Annotated in this window: 17 protein-coding genes; 7 read left to right on the top strand and 10 right to left on the bottom strand. The window is 53.2% G+C overall.

Annotated elements, in window-relative coordinates; translation table 11 throughout:
* Window positions 1-190: 190 nt before the first annotated feature.
* Both ACFX4O_RS01940 and ACFX4O_RS01935 read right to left on the bottom strand, forming a co-directional pair.
* Window positions 191-457: a DksA/TraR family C4-type zinc finger protein gene (locus tag ACFX4O_RS01940; protein WP_380206907.1), complete on the bottom strand. Its 267-nt coding sequence runs from the start codon at window positions 455-457 to the stop codon at window positions 191-193.
* A gap of 97 nt (window positions 458-554) precedes the next feature.
* Window positions 555-1,169, bottom strand: a complete 615-nt coding sequence (locus ACFX4O_RS01935; RefSeq protein ID WP_380206905.1) for a flavin reductase family protein — start codon at window positions 1,167-1,169, stop codon at window positions 555-557.
* Window positions 1,170-1,266: 97 nt separating this feature from the next.
* On the opposite strand from ACFX4O_RS01935, the gene rlmF reads away from it, so the two are divergent.
* Window positions 1,267-2,202 carry a 23S rRNA (adenine(1618)-N(6))-methyltransferase RlmF gene (rlmF, locus tag ACFX4O_RS01930; protein ID WP_380206903.1) on the top strand — a complete coding sequence of 312 codons (936 nt, stop codon included), beginning with the start codon at window positions 1,267-1,269 and terminating at the stop codon, window positions 2,200-2,202.
* On the opposite strand, the gene ybiO is transcribed toward rlmF, so the two are convergent.
* The 6 genes from ybiO to rhtA all read right to left on the bottom strand — a co-directional run bounded on the left by ybiO (window position 2,192) and on the right by rhtA (window position 8,804).
* Entirely contained in the window at window positions 2,192-4,429 is a 2,238-nt protein-coding gene (gene ybiO, locus ACFX4O_RS01925) for a mechanosensitive channel protein (RefSeq protein WP_380206901.1), read from the bottom strand. The two genes, rlmF and ybiO, sit on opposite strands and share 11 nt — an antisense overlap.
* Window positions 4,430-4,543: 114 nt before the next feature.
* Entirely contained in the window at window positions 4,544-5,266 is a 723-nt protein-coding gene (gene glnQ, locus ACFX4O_RS01920; protein ID WP_131406369.1) for a glutamine ABC transporter ATP-binding protein GlnQ, read from the bottom strand.
* Window positions 5,263-5,922, bottom strand: a complete 660-nt coding sequence (gene glnP / locus ACFX4O_RS01915; RefSeq protein WP_131406370.1) for a glutamine ABC transporter permease GlnP — start codon at window positions 5,920-5,922, stop codon at window positions 5,263-5,265. Before glnP ends, glnQ begins: the two co-directional genes overlap by 4 nt.
* A gap of 84 nt (window positions 5,923-6,006) precedes the next feature.
* Window positions 6,007-6,753, bottom strand: a complete 747-nt coding sequence (gene glnH, locus ACFX4O_RS01910; protein WP_380206898.1) for a glutamine ABC transporter substrate-binding protein GlnH — start codon at window positions 6,751-6,753, stop codon at window positions 6,007-6,009.
* 361 nt (window positions 6,754-7,114) lie between these two features.
* Complete coding sequence (dps, locus tag ACFX4O_RS01905) at window positions 7,115-7,618, bottom strand: DNA starvation/stationary phase protection protein Dps (protein WP_086871723.1); 504 nt, start codon at window positions 7,616-7,618, stop codon at window positions 7,115-7,117.
* 298 nt (window positions 7,619-7,916) lie between these two features.
* On the bottom strand, window positions 7,917-8,804 hold the full coding sequence (gene rhtA / locus ACFX4O_RS01900) for a threonine/homoserine exporter RhtA (protein ID WP_131406373.1): 888 nt from the start codon (window positions 8,802-8,804) through the stop codon (window positions 7,917-7,919).
* Window positions 8,805-9,167: 363 nt separating this feature from the next.
* Here rhtA and ompX point away from each other — a divergent pair, with 363 nt between their 5' ends.
* Window positions 9,168-9,680 (top strand): outer membrane protein OmpX, encoded by a 513-nt coding sequence (gene ompX / locus ACFX4O_RS01895; protein ID WP_131406374.1) that lies wholly within the window; start codon window positions 9,168-9,170, stop codon window positions 9,678-9,680.
* A gap of 66 nt (window positions 9,681-9,746) precedes the next feature.
* Here ompX and ACFX4O_RS01890 read toward each other — a convergent pair whose 3' ends face one another.
* Both ACFX4O_RS01890 and mntS read right to left on the bottom strand, forming a co-directional pair.
* A complete protein-coding gene (locus ACFX4O_RS01890; protein WP_131406375.1) occupies window positions 9,747-11,336 on the bottom strand; it encodes a phosphoethanolamine transferase in 1,590 nt (529 codons plus the stop codon).
* 281 nt (window positions 11,337-11,617) lie between these two features.
* Window positions 11,618-11,749 carry a manganase accumulation protein MntS gene (mntS, locus tag ACFX4O_RS01885; protein WP_380206895.1) on the bottom strand — a complete coding sequence of 44 codons (132 nt, stop codon included), beginning with the start codon at window positions 11,747-11,749 and terminating at the stop codon, window positions 11,618-11,620.
* A 188-nt stretch (window positions 11,750-11,937) separates the two neighbouring features.
* On the opposite strand from mntS, the gene mntR reads away from it, so the two are divergent.
* The 5 genes from mntR (at window position 11,938) to ACFX4O_RS01860 (ending at window position 17,806) form a co-directional block, all read left to right on the top strand.
* A complete protein-coding gene (mntR, locus tag ACFX4O_RS01880) occupies window positions 11,938-12,408 on the top strand; it encodes a manganese-binding transcriptional regulator MntR (RefSeq protein ID WP_131406377.1) in 471 nt (156 codons plus the stop codon).
* Entirely contained in the window at window positions 12,405-13,514 is a 1,110-nt protein-coding gene (locus tag ACFX4O_RS01875) for an anion transporter (RefSeq protein WP_131406378.1), read from the top strand. Before mntR ends, ACFX4O_RS01875 begins: the two co-directional genes overlap by 4 nt.
* Window positions 13,515-13,615: 101 nt before the next feature.
* Window positions 13,616-14,713, top strand: coding sequence for an HlyD family secretion protein (locus ACFX4O_RS01870; protein WP_131406379.1), 1,098 nt, complete (start codon window positions 13,616-13,618; stop codon window positions 14,711-14,713).
* Window positions 14,710-16,281: a DHA2 family efflux MFS transporter permease subunit gene (locus ACFX4O_RS01865; protein WP_380206892.1), complete on the top strand. Its 1,572-nt coding sequence runs from the start codon at window positions 14,710-14,712 to the stop codon at window positions 16,279-16,281. Before ACFX4O_RS01870 ends, ACFX4O_RS01865 begins: the two co-directional genes overlap by 4 nt.
* A 1-nt stretch (window position 16,282) precedes the next feature.
* Entirely contained in the window at window positions 16,283-17,806 is a 1,524-nt protein-coding gene (locus tag ACFX4O_RS01860; RefSeq protein ID WP_380206890.1) for an efflux transporter outer membrane subunit, read from the top strand.
* Window positions 17,807-17,865 lie beyond the last annotated feature (59 nt).

Raw genomic sequence — 17,865 nt, 5'->3', positions numbered from 1 at the left:
TGACGGCCTTATTCTAAAAAATTGAACAACGATTAAAGTTTTGAATTCAAAGAAATTTAGTGATGAAAAAAGCGCAATTTACCACCAGTCGGTCTGGCACCGTTTTTCGTGGCACAATTTGCTACGTTCAGGGCGGGGTTTCGTGGATGTAAAGGCAACCGCTTGCGCTGGTTACAGACGTCAGGAAAGGTCAACGTAGCTGGCTGTCTTTCGATCCTCTGCGATTATATCCTGCAAATGTAGAATTATGTAAATCTTTCTCCTGTTGGCAGGTAATGCATAAACGTACGCCGGGAATGGCTTTACGCCGTGCTTCCGGGATTGGCTCTCCGCACTCTTCGCAAACTTTTAAACTTTCGCCAGAAGGTAAACCGCTGCGCGCACGTGCTACGGCATCATCAATGGTGCTGTCGATTTGCTGCTGCACTGCGCCATCATTTGCCCAACCTGAAGCCATAATGTGTCCTCCAAAGCCAAAACCATAATTATAGCAAACTGGACGGCGGCGCTGATGTCGAACCGGGCGAACTGTGCAATCGTTGCCCGGCAAGAGGCTAGCGGTTATCCGGGCGCGTTAAATCGAAACGCTGCGCTTCGCTAATGCCGTAATAGGCCGACGGACCACCTGCGCGTAACACTGGCTGCGCTTTCGCCGTCTGGTAGATACCGTTTTCCAGCAGCATTTCATCAATATGCACGGCAACCACTTCGCCGAGCACCAGCCAGCTATCGACCGGTGTACCGTCTGCGGCAGTAAGCTGAATACACTGCGAAAGGCGGCATTCGAAATTGACCGGGCTTTCCGCCACGCGTGGCGTCTTGATGATACGGCTGGCAACGGGCGTCAGGCCTGCGCGAGCAAACTCATCTTCGCCGTGCGGCAAAGAGGCAGACGTTTCGTTCATTGGCACAGCCAGCGCACGCGTGGTCAGGTTCCAGACAAACTCTTTGGTTTCGGTAATATTGCGCACGCTATCTTTCCAGCCGCTACTGGCAAAGCCGATAATCGGCGGGCGATAATTGAAGCAGTTAAAAAAACTATAAGGGGCGAGGTTGCGGCGGCCCTGCCCATCCAGCGAGGCAATCCAACCAATGGGGCGCGGGCCAATAATGGCATTCAATGGATCATGAGGCAGCCCATGTCCTTTTGCAGGTTCATAAAAATACATAGCGCTTTCCGGTCGTTAAAAACAGATTCTTCAGCCTCACTTATTTACCCGACCAACGTCAACGGGTATCTTACGCCGCTGCTAACAGGAGAATGCCATGAATGCCCAGAAGCCGGGTCTGCACCCGCGTAACCGCCACCACAGCCGCTACGATCTCGACGCGTTGTGCGTCGTGAACCCGTCATTGCGTGCGTTTCTTACCACTAATCCGCACGGTGAGACGACCATCAATTTTGCCGAACCGCAGGCAGTCAAAGCCCTGAACAAAGCGCTGCTGGCGCAATTTTATGGCGTTCGCGAGTGGGATATCCCTGACGGCTTTCTCTGCCCGCCGGTACCGGGGCGCGCGGATTACATTCACCATCTGGCGGATGTGCTGGCGGAAAGCAACGACGGTAACGTGCCGACGCACGCCAGCGTGTTGGATATCGGCACTGGTGCAAACTGTATTTACCCGCTGATTGGTGCGCATGAGTACGGCTGGCGTTTTACCGGCAGTGAAGTCAACGATCAGGCTCTTGCCAGCGCACAAGCTATCATCAACGCAAACCCTGGGTTGAGCCGCGCAGTGCGGTTGCGTCGGCAGAAAGATCCGGCCTCGATTCTCACCGGCATTATTCATAAAAATGAGCAGTATGATGCGATTCTCTGCAACCCGCCGTTTCACGACTCCGCGCAAAGCGTGCAGGCCGGGAGCGAGCGTAAGCGTCGCAACCTCGGGCAATCAGCCAGCGACGCCGCTAACTTTGGCGGACAGCAGCAGGAACTGTGGTGTGAAGGCGGCGAAGTGGCCTTCATCAGCAAAATGATTGCTGAAAGCCAACAGTTCGCGCGCCAGGTATTGTGGTTTACCTCGCTGGTGTCACGCGGCGATAACCTACCCGAACTGTATCGCGCGTTGACGCAGGTTGGCGCAGTGAAGGTAATAAAAAAAGAGATGGCGCAGGGCCAGAAGCAGAGCCGTTTTATCGCCTGGACATTTTTCGATGAGGCCCAGCGTAAGCGCTGGGCGCAGACACGTTTTAAAGGGTAGGTTCTGTCGGCGGTGGCGGGCTGGCGGGTGACGCTGGCTGTACTGCGTTTCCCGGTGCCGGTAACATTTGGTATGTCTGCACCGGCGGGCGCACGCCCGCGCGGTCGAAATGTTTTTTCACCATCGTGTCGAGGGCAAAACGCACCGTCCACTGTTTCAGCGGCAGAGTAGTGCAGGTGACGCGAAGCGTGAATGCCGTGTTGGTCAGCCCGACCAGCCCGGCAAACGACGGTTCGCCAATAATCAGTCCGCGGATCTCTTCCTGCTCCATCAGTTCCGCCACGGCGTCTTTTAGCGCCTGATTTGCTTTATCGGTGTCCTCCTGGCGATCAACATCATAATTCGCCACCACTGAGCCAATGCCGCGAACAAAGTTGGCAAAAGTGGTTATCGATGACCACGGAATAATGTGGTACGCGCCGGTATCCTGACGCACGCCAACGGAACGAATCGACATTCGCTCCACGGTGCCGGTGAGCGGGCCGATAGTAACCAAATCTCCGGTGTTCATGCCGTTTTCAAACTGGATGAAAATGCCGGTAATAATATCTTTCACCAGCGTCTGCGAACCAAACGAGATAGCCAGCCCGAGCGCCCCAGCCCCTGCCAGTAACGGCGCGATATTCACGCCAACTTCCGACAGCACAATCATCACCGTTATGGTGCTTATCACCACCGCCAGCGCGTTGCGAAACAGCGTCAGCAGTGTGCGGGTGCGCGCACTCGGCAGCGGACGGCCGTGAATATCCGACGCCAGCCGGTTTTCAATAATGCTGGCAAGCAGTGTCCAGCCAACGGCGGAGAAGAAGAGAATTAACGCAATGCGGATCAGGATATCGACGGTTTTCTCACCCGCACCGTAATTCAGCCAGTGCCAGACATCAAACAGCCCCCAGGCGTTCAGCAGCAGCATGATGGTTGCGCAGACCACCAGAATGCGCGCGGTTTTTAACGACGCGGAGAGCCAGCCATTGAGCCGCTTTTGTAACTCGGGGTAGTTGCGCTGTACCGGCGGCGACAGGGTGATAGTTTTATTCAACCAGCGCGACAACACGCCAGAAAGAAACGCGGCAATGCTCAGAATCGCCAGGCTATTGACCGTCGCACCCATCATAAATTTCAGGCTGTTGCCGGGGTCGAACAGCGAAAAGAAGAACAACACAATAAAGTAAGCGCTGGCCAGCCAGTGCCAAACCAACGCAAAAGCGCGGATAAACAAGCTAAAAAAGGCCAGCGAGTGATCCGCCAGTACAATCAAGTTGTGCTGAATTTGCTTCTTATTATGAAAGATAAGGTACAACGCCCATACGGTGATGCAGAGCATGATCACCACATTGGCCAGCGCGCCAAACTGCACATTGATTTGGTTGGAGATAATCGGTACGGCAACCAGCAAACCGTAGCCAATCAGGCTGCTCAGCGCACTCAGGCGCATATGCCAGTAGCGGGCGGTTTCATCGGTAATGCGAAATGGGCGCAGATCGGCAATACGCGGGCAGAAAATCAGCCGCAAGATCGCTTTAAAAAACTCAATCAGCGCAAAGGCGTTCAGAAACAGGCTTTGTTGGAACGCGATGGTACTGTTGCCCGCGTTAAGATTCGCGCTAAGCAACTGACCGACAAAAAGTGTCAATGCCAGCAGCATCAGGTCGATAATAAACGCGCTGATAATCATTGAGGGCAGTTGCAACCAGTTACTGCGGTCGCGGTTTTTACGCCTTCCCCAGGCGCCCATTTTGCGATACAGCGGCGAGACCGCTAAACGAACAAGGAACCAGAAAGCAAAAACCAGCGCGGCTAATAACAAAAAATGGCTGGCGGCATTGCTGAATGTTTGCGGGTTAAAGGTTTTATGGGGTGAACCAGTGATATTGCGATAAAGCTGAGCAAAACGTGCTGCCAGCTCTTCGCCATAATGTTCGCTAACCTCGGTCACGTTTTCCAGCACCGTTTTTTGCTCTTTCACCTCGGGCGGAGTGAGCTCCGGTACCGGTTCTTGCGGCGGCGTGGTGGCAACTTTACGTAGCTGATCAATCAGCTCCTTGCGCGAATCATCATTTTCCAGCACGTCGGCGAGTGCGGCATAAGCCGCTTTTTTCTGTTCGACATTAGGTTCGCTCGTTTGTGTGGAAGGTTGAGCGCCAGAGGCTGCGGAAGTAATACCGGGTATTGTCGCGGCCTGTAACGGCGCACACAGCAGGCCAATCAATAGCAGGATCCACGGCATTTGCTCCTCCGGTGAGAAAGTTCAGCAAAATGATAAGTATAGATGCCGTAGCGCAGCCGCGATGAAATGAGAGGAATCTGGTGAGCGCCCCTCCAAAAGGAGGGGCAGGGTAAATCAGGATACGTGTTGCAGGAATTCCTGCAGGCGCTGACTCGGTGGATTTTCGATCAGCTGTTGCGGGTTGCCATCTTCGGCAATGCGGCCTTTATCGATGAAAATCAGGCGTGAGGCCACTTTCTCAGCGAAGCCGATTTCGTGGGTCACGATAACCATGGTCATGCCTTCTTCGGCCAGATCTTGCATCACTTTCAGCACTTCGTGGCGCAACTCTGGGTCGAGGGCAGAGGTTGGCTCATCGAACAACATCATTTTCGGTTTGACCGCCAGTGCGCGAGCAATCGCCACACGCTGCTGCTGCCCACCGGAAAGCTCAGACGGATAGTGATGCCCGCGTTCGGCGAGGCCGACTTTCGCCAGCAGCTCTTTCGCCAGTTTTTCCGCATCTGCTTTCCTGGCGCCACGCACACGAAGTGGGCCGAACATGACGTTCTCCAGCGCGGTCAGGTGCGGGAACAGATAGAACTGCTGGAACACCATGCCTGCTTCCTGGCGGATCAGGCGTTCGTCCACTTTCGGATCGTTAACTTTCAGGCCATCGACAATCAGATCGCCGCTGGTGATCTCTTCCAGTTTGTTGATGCAGCGCAGTAGCGTAGATTTACCGGAGCCGGACGGCCCGATAATCACCACCACTTCACCCTGACTAACGTTCAGATCGATATTATGCAGCACCTGGGTTTGACCGAAGTGCTTGGAAACGTTTTTAAATTCAATCACAGGATTTTCATCCTTTTTTCAAGACGACGGAGCACGATGTTCAGCGCCTGGGTGATGATCAGATAAATCACCCCCACGGCGGTCCAGATTTCCAGCGCACGGAAGTTACCGGCAATGATTTCCTGGCCCTGGCGGGTTAATTCGGCTGCGCCGATAACAATAAACAGCGACGTATCTTTGATGCTGATGATCAGCTGGTTACCCAGCGGCGGCAGCATGCGACGCAGCGCCAGCGGCATGATCACGTGGCGGATAGTTTCAACGCGGGAAAGTCCCAGCGCCTGACCCGCTTCGCTGAACCCTTTATGGATCGACAATACGGAGCCGCGAGTGATTTCGGCGATATAAGCTCCGGAGTTAATCATGATGGTGATGACAGCGGCGCTGAAGGTATCGATACGAATATCGGGGAAAGCCATCGGTAAGGCGAAGTAAATGTACATCACCTGAACGACAATAGGCGTGCCGCGAATAATTTCGATGAATACCAGCGCGATGTGGTTAGAAATCCAGCCGCCATACGTACGGGCTAAACCGGCCAGCAGGCCGATAATGATGCCGCCAGCCAGACCGAGGATCGAAATCCATAAGGTCATTTTGGCCCCGTCAAGCAAAAGCGGAATGGCGGGCCAGATGGCGCTCCAGTCAAACTGCATGATGTGTTCCTGTATACCGTGGTTTTAACAAAAAGCATCGGAGGCGAAAGCCGCCTCCGAGGTTTAACGCATTATTTTTAATAATTATTTAGGTTCAGAACCAAACCATTTTTTGTAGATTTCGTTGTAAGTGCCGTTGTCGCGCAGCGTTTTCAGCGCACCGTTCACTTTCTCGCGCAGTTCATCACTGCCTTTCGGGAAGGCAATACCGTACTGCTGCGCTTCCAGAGAGTCGCCGACCGCTTTGAACTGGCCGTTGCCCGCAGTTTTGATGAAATACAGGATGTTCGGTGTGTCGTGCAATACTGCATCAGCGCGGCCGGTGCCCAACTCCATGTAGGCGTTGTCGATGTTAGGGAACTGACGCAGGTCTTTGGTTTTGATGTTCGCTTTCGCGTAGTCAACAGAACCGGTGCCGCTCTTCACTGCCAGCACTTTACCATCGAGGTCTTTCACGCTTTTCACGTCGTTATTGTTGGCTTTCACCATTACCAGCAGGCCGCTTTTGTAGTAGCCGTCAGAGAAATCGATGGCTTTTTTACGCTCTTCAGTAATGGTGATGCCTGCCAGCGCCAGATCGATATTTTTGGTTTGCAGCGCAGGAATGATACCGCTGAAGTCCATCGGCTTCAGTTCGTAGTCCAGTTTCAGTTCTTTGGCGATAGCTGCCCACAGGTCCACGTCGAAACCCACATATTTGTTGCCTTGTTTGAATTCGAAAGGAACGAACGCAGTGTCGGTGGCGACAACCAGTTTTTTATCAGCAGCCTGAGAGGAAACGGCAAAAGCGAGAGCGAGTGCAGCCAGGGAAAATTTCAATACAGACTTCATAGTTTTTCCTTTTGTATCCGGGGAACGAACCCCTGCGAGAATGAACGCAGTATGAAAAAATCATGCCAGGTTTACAACCTATTGTTTTGTAAAGGCGAACCTTTACCCGGTTGCACAATAAGTGTAGCAACAATACCCATACGCACCATTTTGAGTCACTGTTTTGGTGCACTGTGGCGGCGTGGCCTGTTTTGCTTTTTTTTAGCGCAGATCGCGGGGCAAAAACAATCACTTATTAACAATTTTGTGATGGGATAATTACGAAGTGGTAACTTTGTGTGTGGGAAGGGGAAAAATGACGCACTGTAATAGTGCAAAACCCTGCGCGGGATGCGCAGGGGATATAGGCAAAACTTATGGATTACTCAATGTTGGACTCAATGAACCACAAGAATTGATCCAGGTCGCGGGAAGCAGCGGTAAAGATATCAGCGGTATCTTCGTCTTTCGCTTCGCCAATGGCTTTACGCACATCGTTGGCGACCACCGCGTAACGATCGGCAAGTTCTTTGAGGTGATCCTGCACACTGTGAATATCCAGCGGATAGCTTTTCAGCGCGGTTTTGCTGTTAATCACCTGCGTGGTGCCCAGTGCGACACCGCCCAGCTGTACGGCACGTTCAGCCATGGTATCAAGGTGGTTTACCAGCGCAGTACGGAAACCATCCAGCATTTCATGTACGGCAATGAAGTTAGCACCGCGCATATTCCAGTGGGCCTGTTTAGTGATCAGAGACAGGTCAATGAACTGGATCACCTGGCGATTCAGCAGCTCAATGGTCGCTTTTTTATCGCTATCCGATACATCGTTACGGGTATAAAGCAGATTAGACGCTTTCGTTTTAACCAGTTTAGCGGTACTCATAATCTCATATCCTCTTGATGTTTGTGTCCCAGAAAATTACCGAAACTAAGTATAGCACCAGATTTTTCCTGACAGTCTTGGCTGTACCTATCAGTTCGATAGCGAATATAAAATATAGGAAACGATTTCAGGATAACGCAACTAATCAAATGAAATGTAAGATAATTCTAATGAGTTATTATTTCTAAAATGCGAATCGTTCTATTTGATGCAGGATGCTGGGAAAAGTAAGAAATAATGTCTACTGCTTGATGTGGATATTTGGCATAAGGAGGACCTCATGCCAAATAATACTTATTTAGCCAATATCAATTTCTTTGACTGTCGCTTCTCGACGCAGCGTGAGAGTCGAGCCCATTGATGCGATAATAATCGCCGCCAGCGCCAGCGCTTGCTGGAATGTGAGTGTTTCCCCGAGAAAAATCATGCCGGAAATTGCCGCCATCGCTGGCTCCATACTCATTAATGTGCCGAATGTGCGAGTAGGTAAACGCGTCAGAGCAATCATTTCGAGCGAATAGGGCAGAGCGGTAGACAAAATCGCCACGGCGATCCCCAGCGGCAGAACAGACCAGTGCCACAACACTTCACCCGCCTGGAATGCACCAAGCGGCACAAAAACCAGCGCCGCAATGAGTGAACCCAGCGCCACTGTCGCCGGGCCGTGCTCCTCCCCGGCGCGCTGCCCGGAAAGGATATAGATTGCCCAGCAAGCACCGGCACCAAGGGCAAATGCTGCGCCCGTGAGGTCAACATGTGACACATTTTCGCCCAGCGGCAGCAGATACCACAGGCCAAGTACCGCGAGGATCACCCAGATGAAATCCACCGGGCGGCGTGACGCGAAAAGCGCCACTGCAAGCGGGCCGGTAAACTCCAGCGCCACGGCGATGCCGAGCGGTATCGTCTGGATCGATAAATAGAACATATAGTTCATTGCGCCGAGCGACAGGCCGTAAAACAGCAGCGGCAGGCGTTGTTCGTGGGTAAAACGCAAGCGCCAGGGCTTGAATACCACGACCAAAATAAGGGTGCCAAGTGCGAGACGCAACGCGGTGACGCCGGGTGCGCCAACAATCGGAAACAGTGATTTCGCCAGCGACGCGCCTCCCTGAATGGACATCATCGCGACAAGCAATATTAATACCGGCAACCACACCGGCAATTTACGAGACTGCGCAGGCATCCTTTCTCCCGTCAATTTCTGTCAAATAAAGTAAAAGAGGCAGTCTACTTGAATTCCCCCCGGCTGGTTGAGCATTTGTTGAAAAAAAGTAACTGAAAAATCCGTAGAATAGCGCCACGCTGATGGTTAATTAACCTATCCAATTAAGAATTATCTGGATGAATGTGCCATAAATTGCGCAGCATAATGGTGCGTTGTGTGGGAAAATTTCTGTTTTTTGAAAGGGTTGGTCAGTGGCGGAAACTTTCTGTTACATCAAATGGCGCATTAGACCCCAATTCCCGCAAAGAGTTTCTTAATTAATTTTGATATATTTAAATACGTAGGACGTAGGATTTACTTGAAGCACATTTGAGGTGGATTATGAAAAAAATTGCATGTCTTTCAGCACTGGCCGCACTTCTGGCGGTTTCTGCAGGTTCCGCAGTAGCAGCAACTTCAACCGTAACTGGCGGCTACGCTCAGAGCGACGCTCAGGGTATCGCCAACAAAACTAACGGTTTCAACCTGAAATACCGCTACGAGCAGGACAACAACCCGCTGGGTGTTATCGGTTCCTTTACTTACACTGAAAAAGATCGTACCGAAGACAGCGTTTATAACAAAGCGCAGTACTACGGCATCACCGCCGGCCCGGCTTACCGCATCAACGACTGGGCGAGCATCTACGGTGTTGTGGGTGTTGGTTACGGTAAATTCCAGCAGACTGTAGACACCGCTAAAGTGTCTGACACCAGCGACTACGGTTTCTCTTACGGTGCTGGTCTGCAGTTCAACCCGATGGAAAACGTTGCTCTGGACTTCTCCTACGAGCAGAGCCGTATCCGTAGCGTAGACGTTGGCACCTGGATTGCCGGCGTTGGTTACCGCTTCTAATCGCTTCGGCGATAATGAAAAATCCGCCCAGTGGGCGGATTTTTTTTGTCTGCCATCTAGCAGAAATTACCGCTTACTGCGCGTATCGAAGAGATCCGTACCGAGATGGTTATAGTCAACTTTCTGTAACTTAAAGTTGGTAATGTACGCTGGCCCGGCTTTTTGCTCTGATATAAAACGGTAAGGATTTTTAATCTGCTCTGCGCTAATCCCGGTCCACTGCGAAAAGAAGCTTAAAAAGTCGTTCGCTGAACGGCGAGCTTTAATTACCCGATGTTTGGTATCGTCGCTGGAAAGCACCATAAACGGCACCTGGAAGTCCTGTTGAAAAGTATCGGCATGCGCCAGGTACTGCACCTCTTTTCCGCGTTCTTTAATCGCCAGTCCGTGATCCGAGAAATAAACCATTGAAAAACTTTCGCCGGTATTGACCAGTTGCGAATACATTTTCCCGAGGAAATCATCGGTCTGCTTGATGGAATAGAGGTAGCAGGAGGTCTCTTTTGACTGCACAAACTCGTCGTACTTGCCGCCGGTGCGATCGCAGGCCTGCGGGTGCGAGCCCATCAAATGCAGCACAATCAGCTGCGGCTGGGTGCGTTTAGTGCTCAGGACCTGGTTGGTGAGTTTTAACAGATCCTCGTCACGGGTGTTTTTATCCGCCTCGAAGTCACCGCGTTTCAAAAACTGCACTTCATCGGCACGCTTAGCGATACTGGCGATGGCGGTGTCGTATTCGCCTATCTGCCCCTGATTAGAAAACCACCATGTCTGGAAACCGGCGCGGTTAGCCAGCGTGACAAAGTTATCCTGATACTGCGGTTTATCTTTCTCCACGCGGTTTAAAGTCAGCCCAAGGGATTTTTGTGTTGAACCGCTCGCGGAAATGTAATCCGTAAATAGCGTGCCGTTTACCTGGCTGGCAAACGGTGTGTTATTCCAGTGGCCGCCAAAGGCGCCCAGCGCATCGCGACGCGCACTTTCGCCAATCACCACCACGTAAGTATGGTATTTCGGTTTGACCGCCAGCACATTCCAGGTGTCTTTCACGCTGGCAAGCGCGGCCATATTTTTCTGTTCTTCTTTGACCACATAGTAGTTAAACGCTACATCACGCACGAAACGAAGCACCGGAACGCCAGTATCAATAATCCTGAATTCGTACCCTTTGAAATGGTTTTGCACCGGGCCAATAAAATAAGAAGCGATGCACACAATCGTGCCCAGCGTGTCCCATTTCAGCCATGGCGTGGAACGCACGATTACCCGGCGGCGCAGCGAAATAACGCCCAGCGCAAAAATGAATACGCCGACAGCGTAGTGATACCACGGGAAGATAGTCAGAATTTCCGTCGACTCTTCCATGTTTGTCGACAGCAGCGCCAGCAACGTGTTGAAATTCGGTGCGCCATATGCGCGGCCAAAGGGGAAATAGCATGCGGCAACCAACGAGATAACCCCGATAACGGTTTTTTGTGTGCGAGGTGCATGTCGCCAGAGAACCAGTAGGGCGCAGGTTAAAAGAACCGCATACATCACGCTAAATTCATAACCCAGAGCGAAGTTAATCAACATCGATTGTAAAAAATAAAAACCCGTCCACGGGTTGAGCGTCTGGCTGCGAAGGGCCACGGATTCTTTAAGGATTAGGCTCATAGATTACTGTCATGAAAACGCCATGTGCTCACCCTGGCGTTAAGGGTCAAAACCTGCCGGACAGTGCGTGTGAAGAGGGGAGGGGGTCCGCATCTGCGAGCCGCAATTTGTGCAGGGCAGCGCAAAGATAGAGCGAGGCGCGACGAAGGTCAACAGGGGCTAAGCGGTTGTTTTGAGAGAGTGATTGCAAATCCAGCAAAAATACGCTGATTTTTAGGCGAATAGGTCAGTATGACGGGGGATTGTGACAGAAAAATGAAGCGGCGTACCGCGACGCCGCATTAGTGAGAAGATTTGTCGGAGTCCTGCTGAGGTTTGCCGGTGATCATTTCGGACAACATACTCAACAGCATTAAACGCACTTTAAAGGGAGAGTGACTAAACACGCGCATACACCTCTTGAACTCATTCATCGTTACCTCCTGCCATTTACATGCCCTTCGTTCCATGAAGAGCGAACACATTACATACAGATATAGCACAGGCTATGTTCTATAGCTATGGCTAAGACGTTAATTTTTTGTACTGATTCACGGATGGTTTACAATGGCGCTTCTCTTATATGATGCTGCACAGGTGTCACACCCTCAGAGGAAGCACAATGAACCGTCGCGCAGGTAAGCAAACAATAAAAAAAGTGACGCTGGTAAATGTTGAAGAGCACGTTGAAGGCTTTCGTCAGGTGCGTGAAGCGCATCGTCGCGAACTCATTGATGACTATGTTGAACTGATTTCAGATTTGATCCGCGAAGTGGGCGAAGCCCGCCAGGTGGATATGGCCGCCCGCCTTGGCGTTTCACAACCGACAGTTGCCAAAATGTTAAAAAGACTGGCAACGGTGGGTTTAATTGAACAGATTCCCTGGCGCGGCGTTTTTCTGACCCCGGAAGGGGAGAAGCTGGCGCAGGAGAGCCGTGAGCGGCATCAAATCGTCGAAAGCTTCTTGCTGGTGCTTGGCGTGAGCCCGGACATTGCGCGCCGCGACGCCGAAGGCATGGAACACCACGTTAGCCAGGAAACGCTCGATTGTTTCCGCCGCTTCACTCTGCAACACGAGCAATCACCTGAATGACTATGCCCCTCATTCGCGCCCTGGCGCGCGATCGCTTCCTGCATCTGTTACTGATTATCGGCGTTGCGCTGTGCTTTTTTGCCCCGTTTGCGCCCAAAACCTGGCCGGCTGCGATTGACTGGCACACCATTATCACCCTTAGCGGCCTGATGCTGTTGACCAAAGGCGTCGAGCTGAGCGGCTATTTTGATGTTATTGGGCGGCGTATGGTGCGCCGTTTTCATCATCAACGCAGGCTGGCGATGTTTATGGTGCTGGCGGCGGCACTCCTTTCCACATTTCTCACCAATGACGTGGCGCTGTTTATTGTCGTGCCGCTGACCATTACGCTAAAGAAACTGTGCGAAATTCCGGTTAACCGGCTGATCATTTTTGAAGCGCTGGCAGTAAATGCCGGATCGTTATTAACGCCTATCGGAAACCCACAAAATATTCTTATTTGGGGCCGCTCTGGCCTCTCTTTTCCTGCGTTCATCTGGCAGATGGCACCGCTGGCGCTGGCAATGATGGTCACGCTGTTGGTGTTGTGCTGGTTCTGTTTTCCGAAAAAAGCGCTTAACTACCACAGCGGCGTACAAACGCCGGACTGGCAACCCCGGTTGGTATGGAGCTGCCTCGGTTTCTACTTAATCTTTATTACCGCGCTGGAGCTGAAACAGGAACTGTGGGGGTTGGCAATAGTCGCCGTCGGGTTCTTGCTTCTGGCTCGCCGGGTAGTGCTGAGCGTGGACTGGACGCTACTGCTGGTCTTTATCGCCATGTTTATTGATGTGCACCTGCTTATCCAGCTCCCGGCGCTGCACTCGGTGTTGGCCAGCGCCAGCCAGTTGTCACCTTCTGGTTTGTGGTTGACGGCCATTGGCCTGTCGCAGTTTATCAGTAACGTGCCTGCCACCATTTTGCTGCTCAATTATGTGCCGCCGGATACGCTGCTGGCCTGGGCGGTGAACGTTGGCGGCTTTGGTTTGCTGCCCGGTTCGCTGGCTAATCTTATCGCGCTGCGTATGGCAAACGATCGCCGCATCTGGTGGCGCTTTCATCTCTATTCCCTGCCGATGCTGCTGTGGGCGGCGCTAGTTGGATACGGATTACTCTTATTCAGATAGTGCTGATTTGTCAGTTTATCCTGGCAAATGTATAGCAACCGCCTAACTTTAGGTAACGGTGCAAACCTGGCGCCGTTACCTGACAGGACTGTTGCGAAACTATGGCAGAAAACACAACGCATCCTGACGATGTTCAGGAAGATAACAATCAAAACACACGTAAACGCCCCGGAAAGAAGCCACTGATTATCCTCGCCATTGTTGTTGGCGTGATGGTGATTGTTGCGCTGGTGTGGTGGCTGTTAACCCGTAATGAAGAAACCACAGACGACGCCTTTACCGATGGCGACGCGGTGACGATTGCGCCGAAGGTGGCAGGTTATGTCACCGAGCTGCGGGTTAAAGACAACCAGCGCGTCAAGAAAGGGGATTTACTGGTCACCATTGACCCGCGCGATGCCACTGCGCAGCGCGATCAAGCACAAGCGCAACTGGGGCTGGCGACCGCTCAGCTACACCAGGCGCAGGCGCAACTGGACTTATCTAAAGTGCAGTATCCGGCACAGCGTGACGAAGCGCGCGCGCAGGTGCTGAAAGCAAAAGCCGACCTGGCGAACGCCGAAGCCGCTTATCGACGTCAGCGCGGTGTCGATCCTCGCGCCACCACACAACAGAATATCGATAGCGCCAATGCCCAGTTGCGTAGCGCGCAGGCACAGCTTGCCAGCGCACAGGCACAGCTGGAAGTGGCCGACCAGGTGCAACTGCAAATCCGCCAGCAGGAAACCAATGTAGAAGCGCGCCAACAGCAAGTGGCGCAGGCAAAAGCGCAGCTGGAAACCGCCAATCTAAATTTATCCTGGACAGAAGTTCGCGCCCCGTTCGATGGCTTTATCACCAAACGCAACGTGCAAAACGGTACGTTAGTGCAGGCGGGCAGCGCATTGTTTTCTCTGGTTTCACCGGACGTGTGGGTGGTGGCGAACTTTAAAGAGTCGCAACTGGAACGCATGCGTCCGGGGAATAAAGTCAGCGTCAAAGTGGATGCGTGGCCGGATCTGGAGCTGGAAGGGCATATCGACAGCATCCAGCAGGGCAGCGGGTCGAAGTTCGCCGCGTTTCCTTCAGAAAATGCCACCGGCAACTTTGTCAAAATCGTCCAGCGCGTGCCGGTGAAAATCGTCATTGATAAAGGCCTGGATCCCAACAAACCGTTGCCGTTAGGCCTTTCCGTTGAACCGAAGGTAACGCTGGAATGACCGATCACAGCCACGAGAACTGGAAACCCGCCAGTAACCCGTGGGCGGTGGCGTGGGTCGTCACCCTTGCGGTGTTTATGGAGATCCTCGATACCACGATTGTCAACGTGGCGCTGCCGCACGTCGCCGGGTCGCTCTCCGCCAGTTATGACGAATCGACATGGGTGCTGACCAGCTACCTGGTGGCGAACGGTATCGTTCTGCCGATCTCCGCTTTTCTCAGCCGCACTTTTGGGCGCAAACAGTTTTTCCTGATCTGCATTGTGATGTTTACCGTCTGTTCGTTTCTGTGCGGCATCGCCACCGAGCTTTGGCAGATCATTCTGTTTCGTATTTTGCAGGGCTTTTTTGGTGGAGGCCTGCAACCCACGCAGCAGTCGGTGCTGCTGGATTATTTCAAGCCGGAAGATCGCGGCAAAGCGTTTGGTCTGTCCTCTATCGCCATTATTGTCGCCCCGGTGCTGGGGCCGACGCTGGGCGGCTGGATAACCGATAATTACTCCTGGCGCTGGGTCTTTTTTATCAACATTCCGGTGGGTATTGTCACGGTTCTTGCAATTTACCAACTGCTGGAAGATCCGCCCTGGGAGCGCAAATCAAAGCAGAAATTGTCCATCGACTGGCCGGGTATCGGCCTGATTGCGCTGGGGCTGGGTTGCCTGCAAGTGATGCTCGATCGCGGTGAAGATGAAGACTGGTTCAACTCCGATTTCACGCGCATTTTCGCCGTTCTCACTGCGATAGGTATTGTCGGTGCCATTTACTGGTTGTTGTACGCCAAAAAACCGGTGGTCGACTTGCGCTGCATGGCGGATAAAAACTTTACGGTTTCAAGCCTGCTGATGGCGGGCATGGCAATGATCCTCTATGGCAGCTCGGTGGTGATCCCGCAACTGGCGCAGCAGGATCTGGGCTACACCGCCACCTGGTCCGGGCTGGTGCTCTCGCCTGGCGCGGTGTTGATTGTGCTGACCATTCCGTTGGTGTTGAAATTGATGCCAATAGTGCAAACGCGTTGGATAATCGCCTTCGGCTTTTTCTGCCTGGCGGCCTCATTCTGGTGGTCGCGCACCCTGGCGCCGGATATCGATTTCGAAACGCTGATGCTGTTTCGCAGTGCGCAGTCGATTGGGCTGGGTTTCCTGTTCGTTCCGTTGACAACCATCGCCTTTATCTCGATCCCGCGCCAGCTAAATGCCGATGCGGCGGCGCTGTTTACCATGTTCCGTAACGTGGCGGGATCGGTTGGTATTTCGCTGTCAACGGCGGCGATCACCGAGCGCTCGCAGGCGCATATGTCGCACTTATCAGACCATACGTCTCCCTTTAATGAACCATTCCAGCTGGCGCTGCGTGAATCCGCCGAGGCGATCCGTAACTTCACCAGCCTGGTCGGCGATCCGCTGAGCAGCGCCACCGGGCAGATGTACAAAACGATGATCGCCCAGTCGCGTTTTTTGGCCTATATCGACGTTTTCACCGTGCTCAGTCTGGTGGCGATGTTGCTGATCCCCTTTTGTTTATTGCTTTCGCCGATCAAAAGCGAAGGCAGCGCAGGAGCACATTAATATGACGTGGTGTCGTTTTCCCGTAACCCTGTTGTCGCTGTGGCTTGCAGGCTGTGCTGTCGGGCCGGATTACCAGGCGCCCAAACCGCAAACGCCTGCGCGCTGGAACGATCCGGGTGACAAAGCGGTTAAATCGCAGACCTCTTCGCAGGCGGTGAATCCGCGCTGGTGGACAACCTTCCAGTCACCGCAGTTGAACAGCCTGATTGAGCGGGCGATTAAAGATAATCTCTCGCTCCAGCAAACCGTGTTGCGCATTGCTGGCGCGCGCGAACAGATTAATCAGGCGGGCGGCGCGTTTCTGCCAGCGGTTAACGGTTCGCTGAAAGCGACTCGCCAGCAGTTAGGCATTGAAGGCGAGCTGAAATCCCATAACGTGGAAGGTCAGTTGCAGAACGCCGACCCGGCAATCAGCGGGGCGCTCGGTGCGCTTACCCAACCGGTGAATCTCTATCAGGGCAGTTTTGACGCGCAGTGGGAGTTGGATCTGTGGGGCAAAGTGCGACGCCAGGTTGAAGCGGCATCGGCACAGCAACAGCAAGCAATTGAACAACGTAACGACGCACTGGTTTCGCTGGAGGCTGAAGTCGCGCGTGCGTGGCTGCAACTGCGCGGTGCGCAGCACATCATCAGTACGCTGAAAACGCAAATCGATAGCGCGCAGCAGACATTTTCGCTCACTGAAAACCGGCAAAAGGGCGGCCTTTCTCCACAGTTGGATGTGGAAAATGCCCGCGCCCAGGTCGGCAATCTGGAAGCGCAACTCCCGCAATATGAAGCGCAGGAGCGCCAGGCGATGAACGCGCTAGCTATCCTGCTCGGTAAACCGCCCGGTGCGCTGGACAGCGAATTGCGTAATGCGCAGCCGTTACCCGCGCTGCCGGACATTGTACCCACCGGAATTCCGTCGACGCTGGCGCGTCGTCGCCCGGACGTTCGCGAAGCGGAAGCCAGCCTGCATGCGGCGACGGCACAGATTGGCGTTTCAGTCGCGCAGCTATTCCCCAGCTTGTCGCTGAGTGGCCAGTTCGGTCTGCGCAACAGCGAAACCAACTGGCTTACCGACTGGAGCAGCCATTTTTATAGCGTCGGCCCGCAGATTTCGATTCCCATTTTCCAGGGCGGGCGGCTGGTATCCAGCGTCAAGCTGGCGCGAGCAGAGCAGGGCGCAGCGGTGCTGAACTACCGCCAGACGGTGCTCAGCGCACTGGGCGATGTGGAAAATGCGCTGGTCAGTTACCGCGCCGATCAGCAGCGGGAAGCGGGGCTGGATAAAACGCTCAGTGCGCTGCAAAACGCCTTCTCGCTTGCCACCGACAGCTACCGTCAGGGAATTGCCAGCTTTATCGATGTGCTGGATGCGCAGCGCCAACTGGCGCAGGCCAGCCAGCAACGCGAGCAAGCGCGGGTGCAAAGCAGCCTCGATCTGGTGGCGTTGTATAAAGCGCTCGGCGGCGGCTGGGAGCCGTATCAGAATATGCAACTACCTGATTATAAAGTGTTTGGTGATGCACCGCGCGGATAATCAGAGAATTGGGCAAGAAACAGGCAGGATCCTCACATTCGCCGCCGCAGAGGATTGCG

This window comes from Kosakonia sp. YIM B13571 (genome assembly GCF_042788095.1).
GTDB classification, from domain to species: domain Bacteria; phylum Pseudomonadota; class Gammaproteobacteria; order Enterobacterales; family Enterobacteriaceae; genus Kosakonia; species Kosakonia quasisacchari.
Note: the sequence above shows the minus strand (reverse complement) of the source record. Positions and strands in the feature narration are given on the sequence as shown.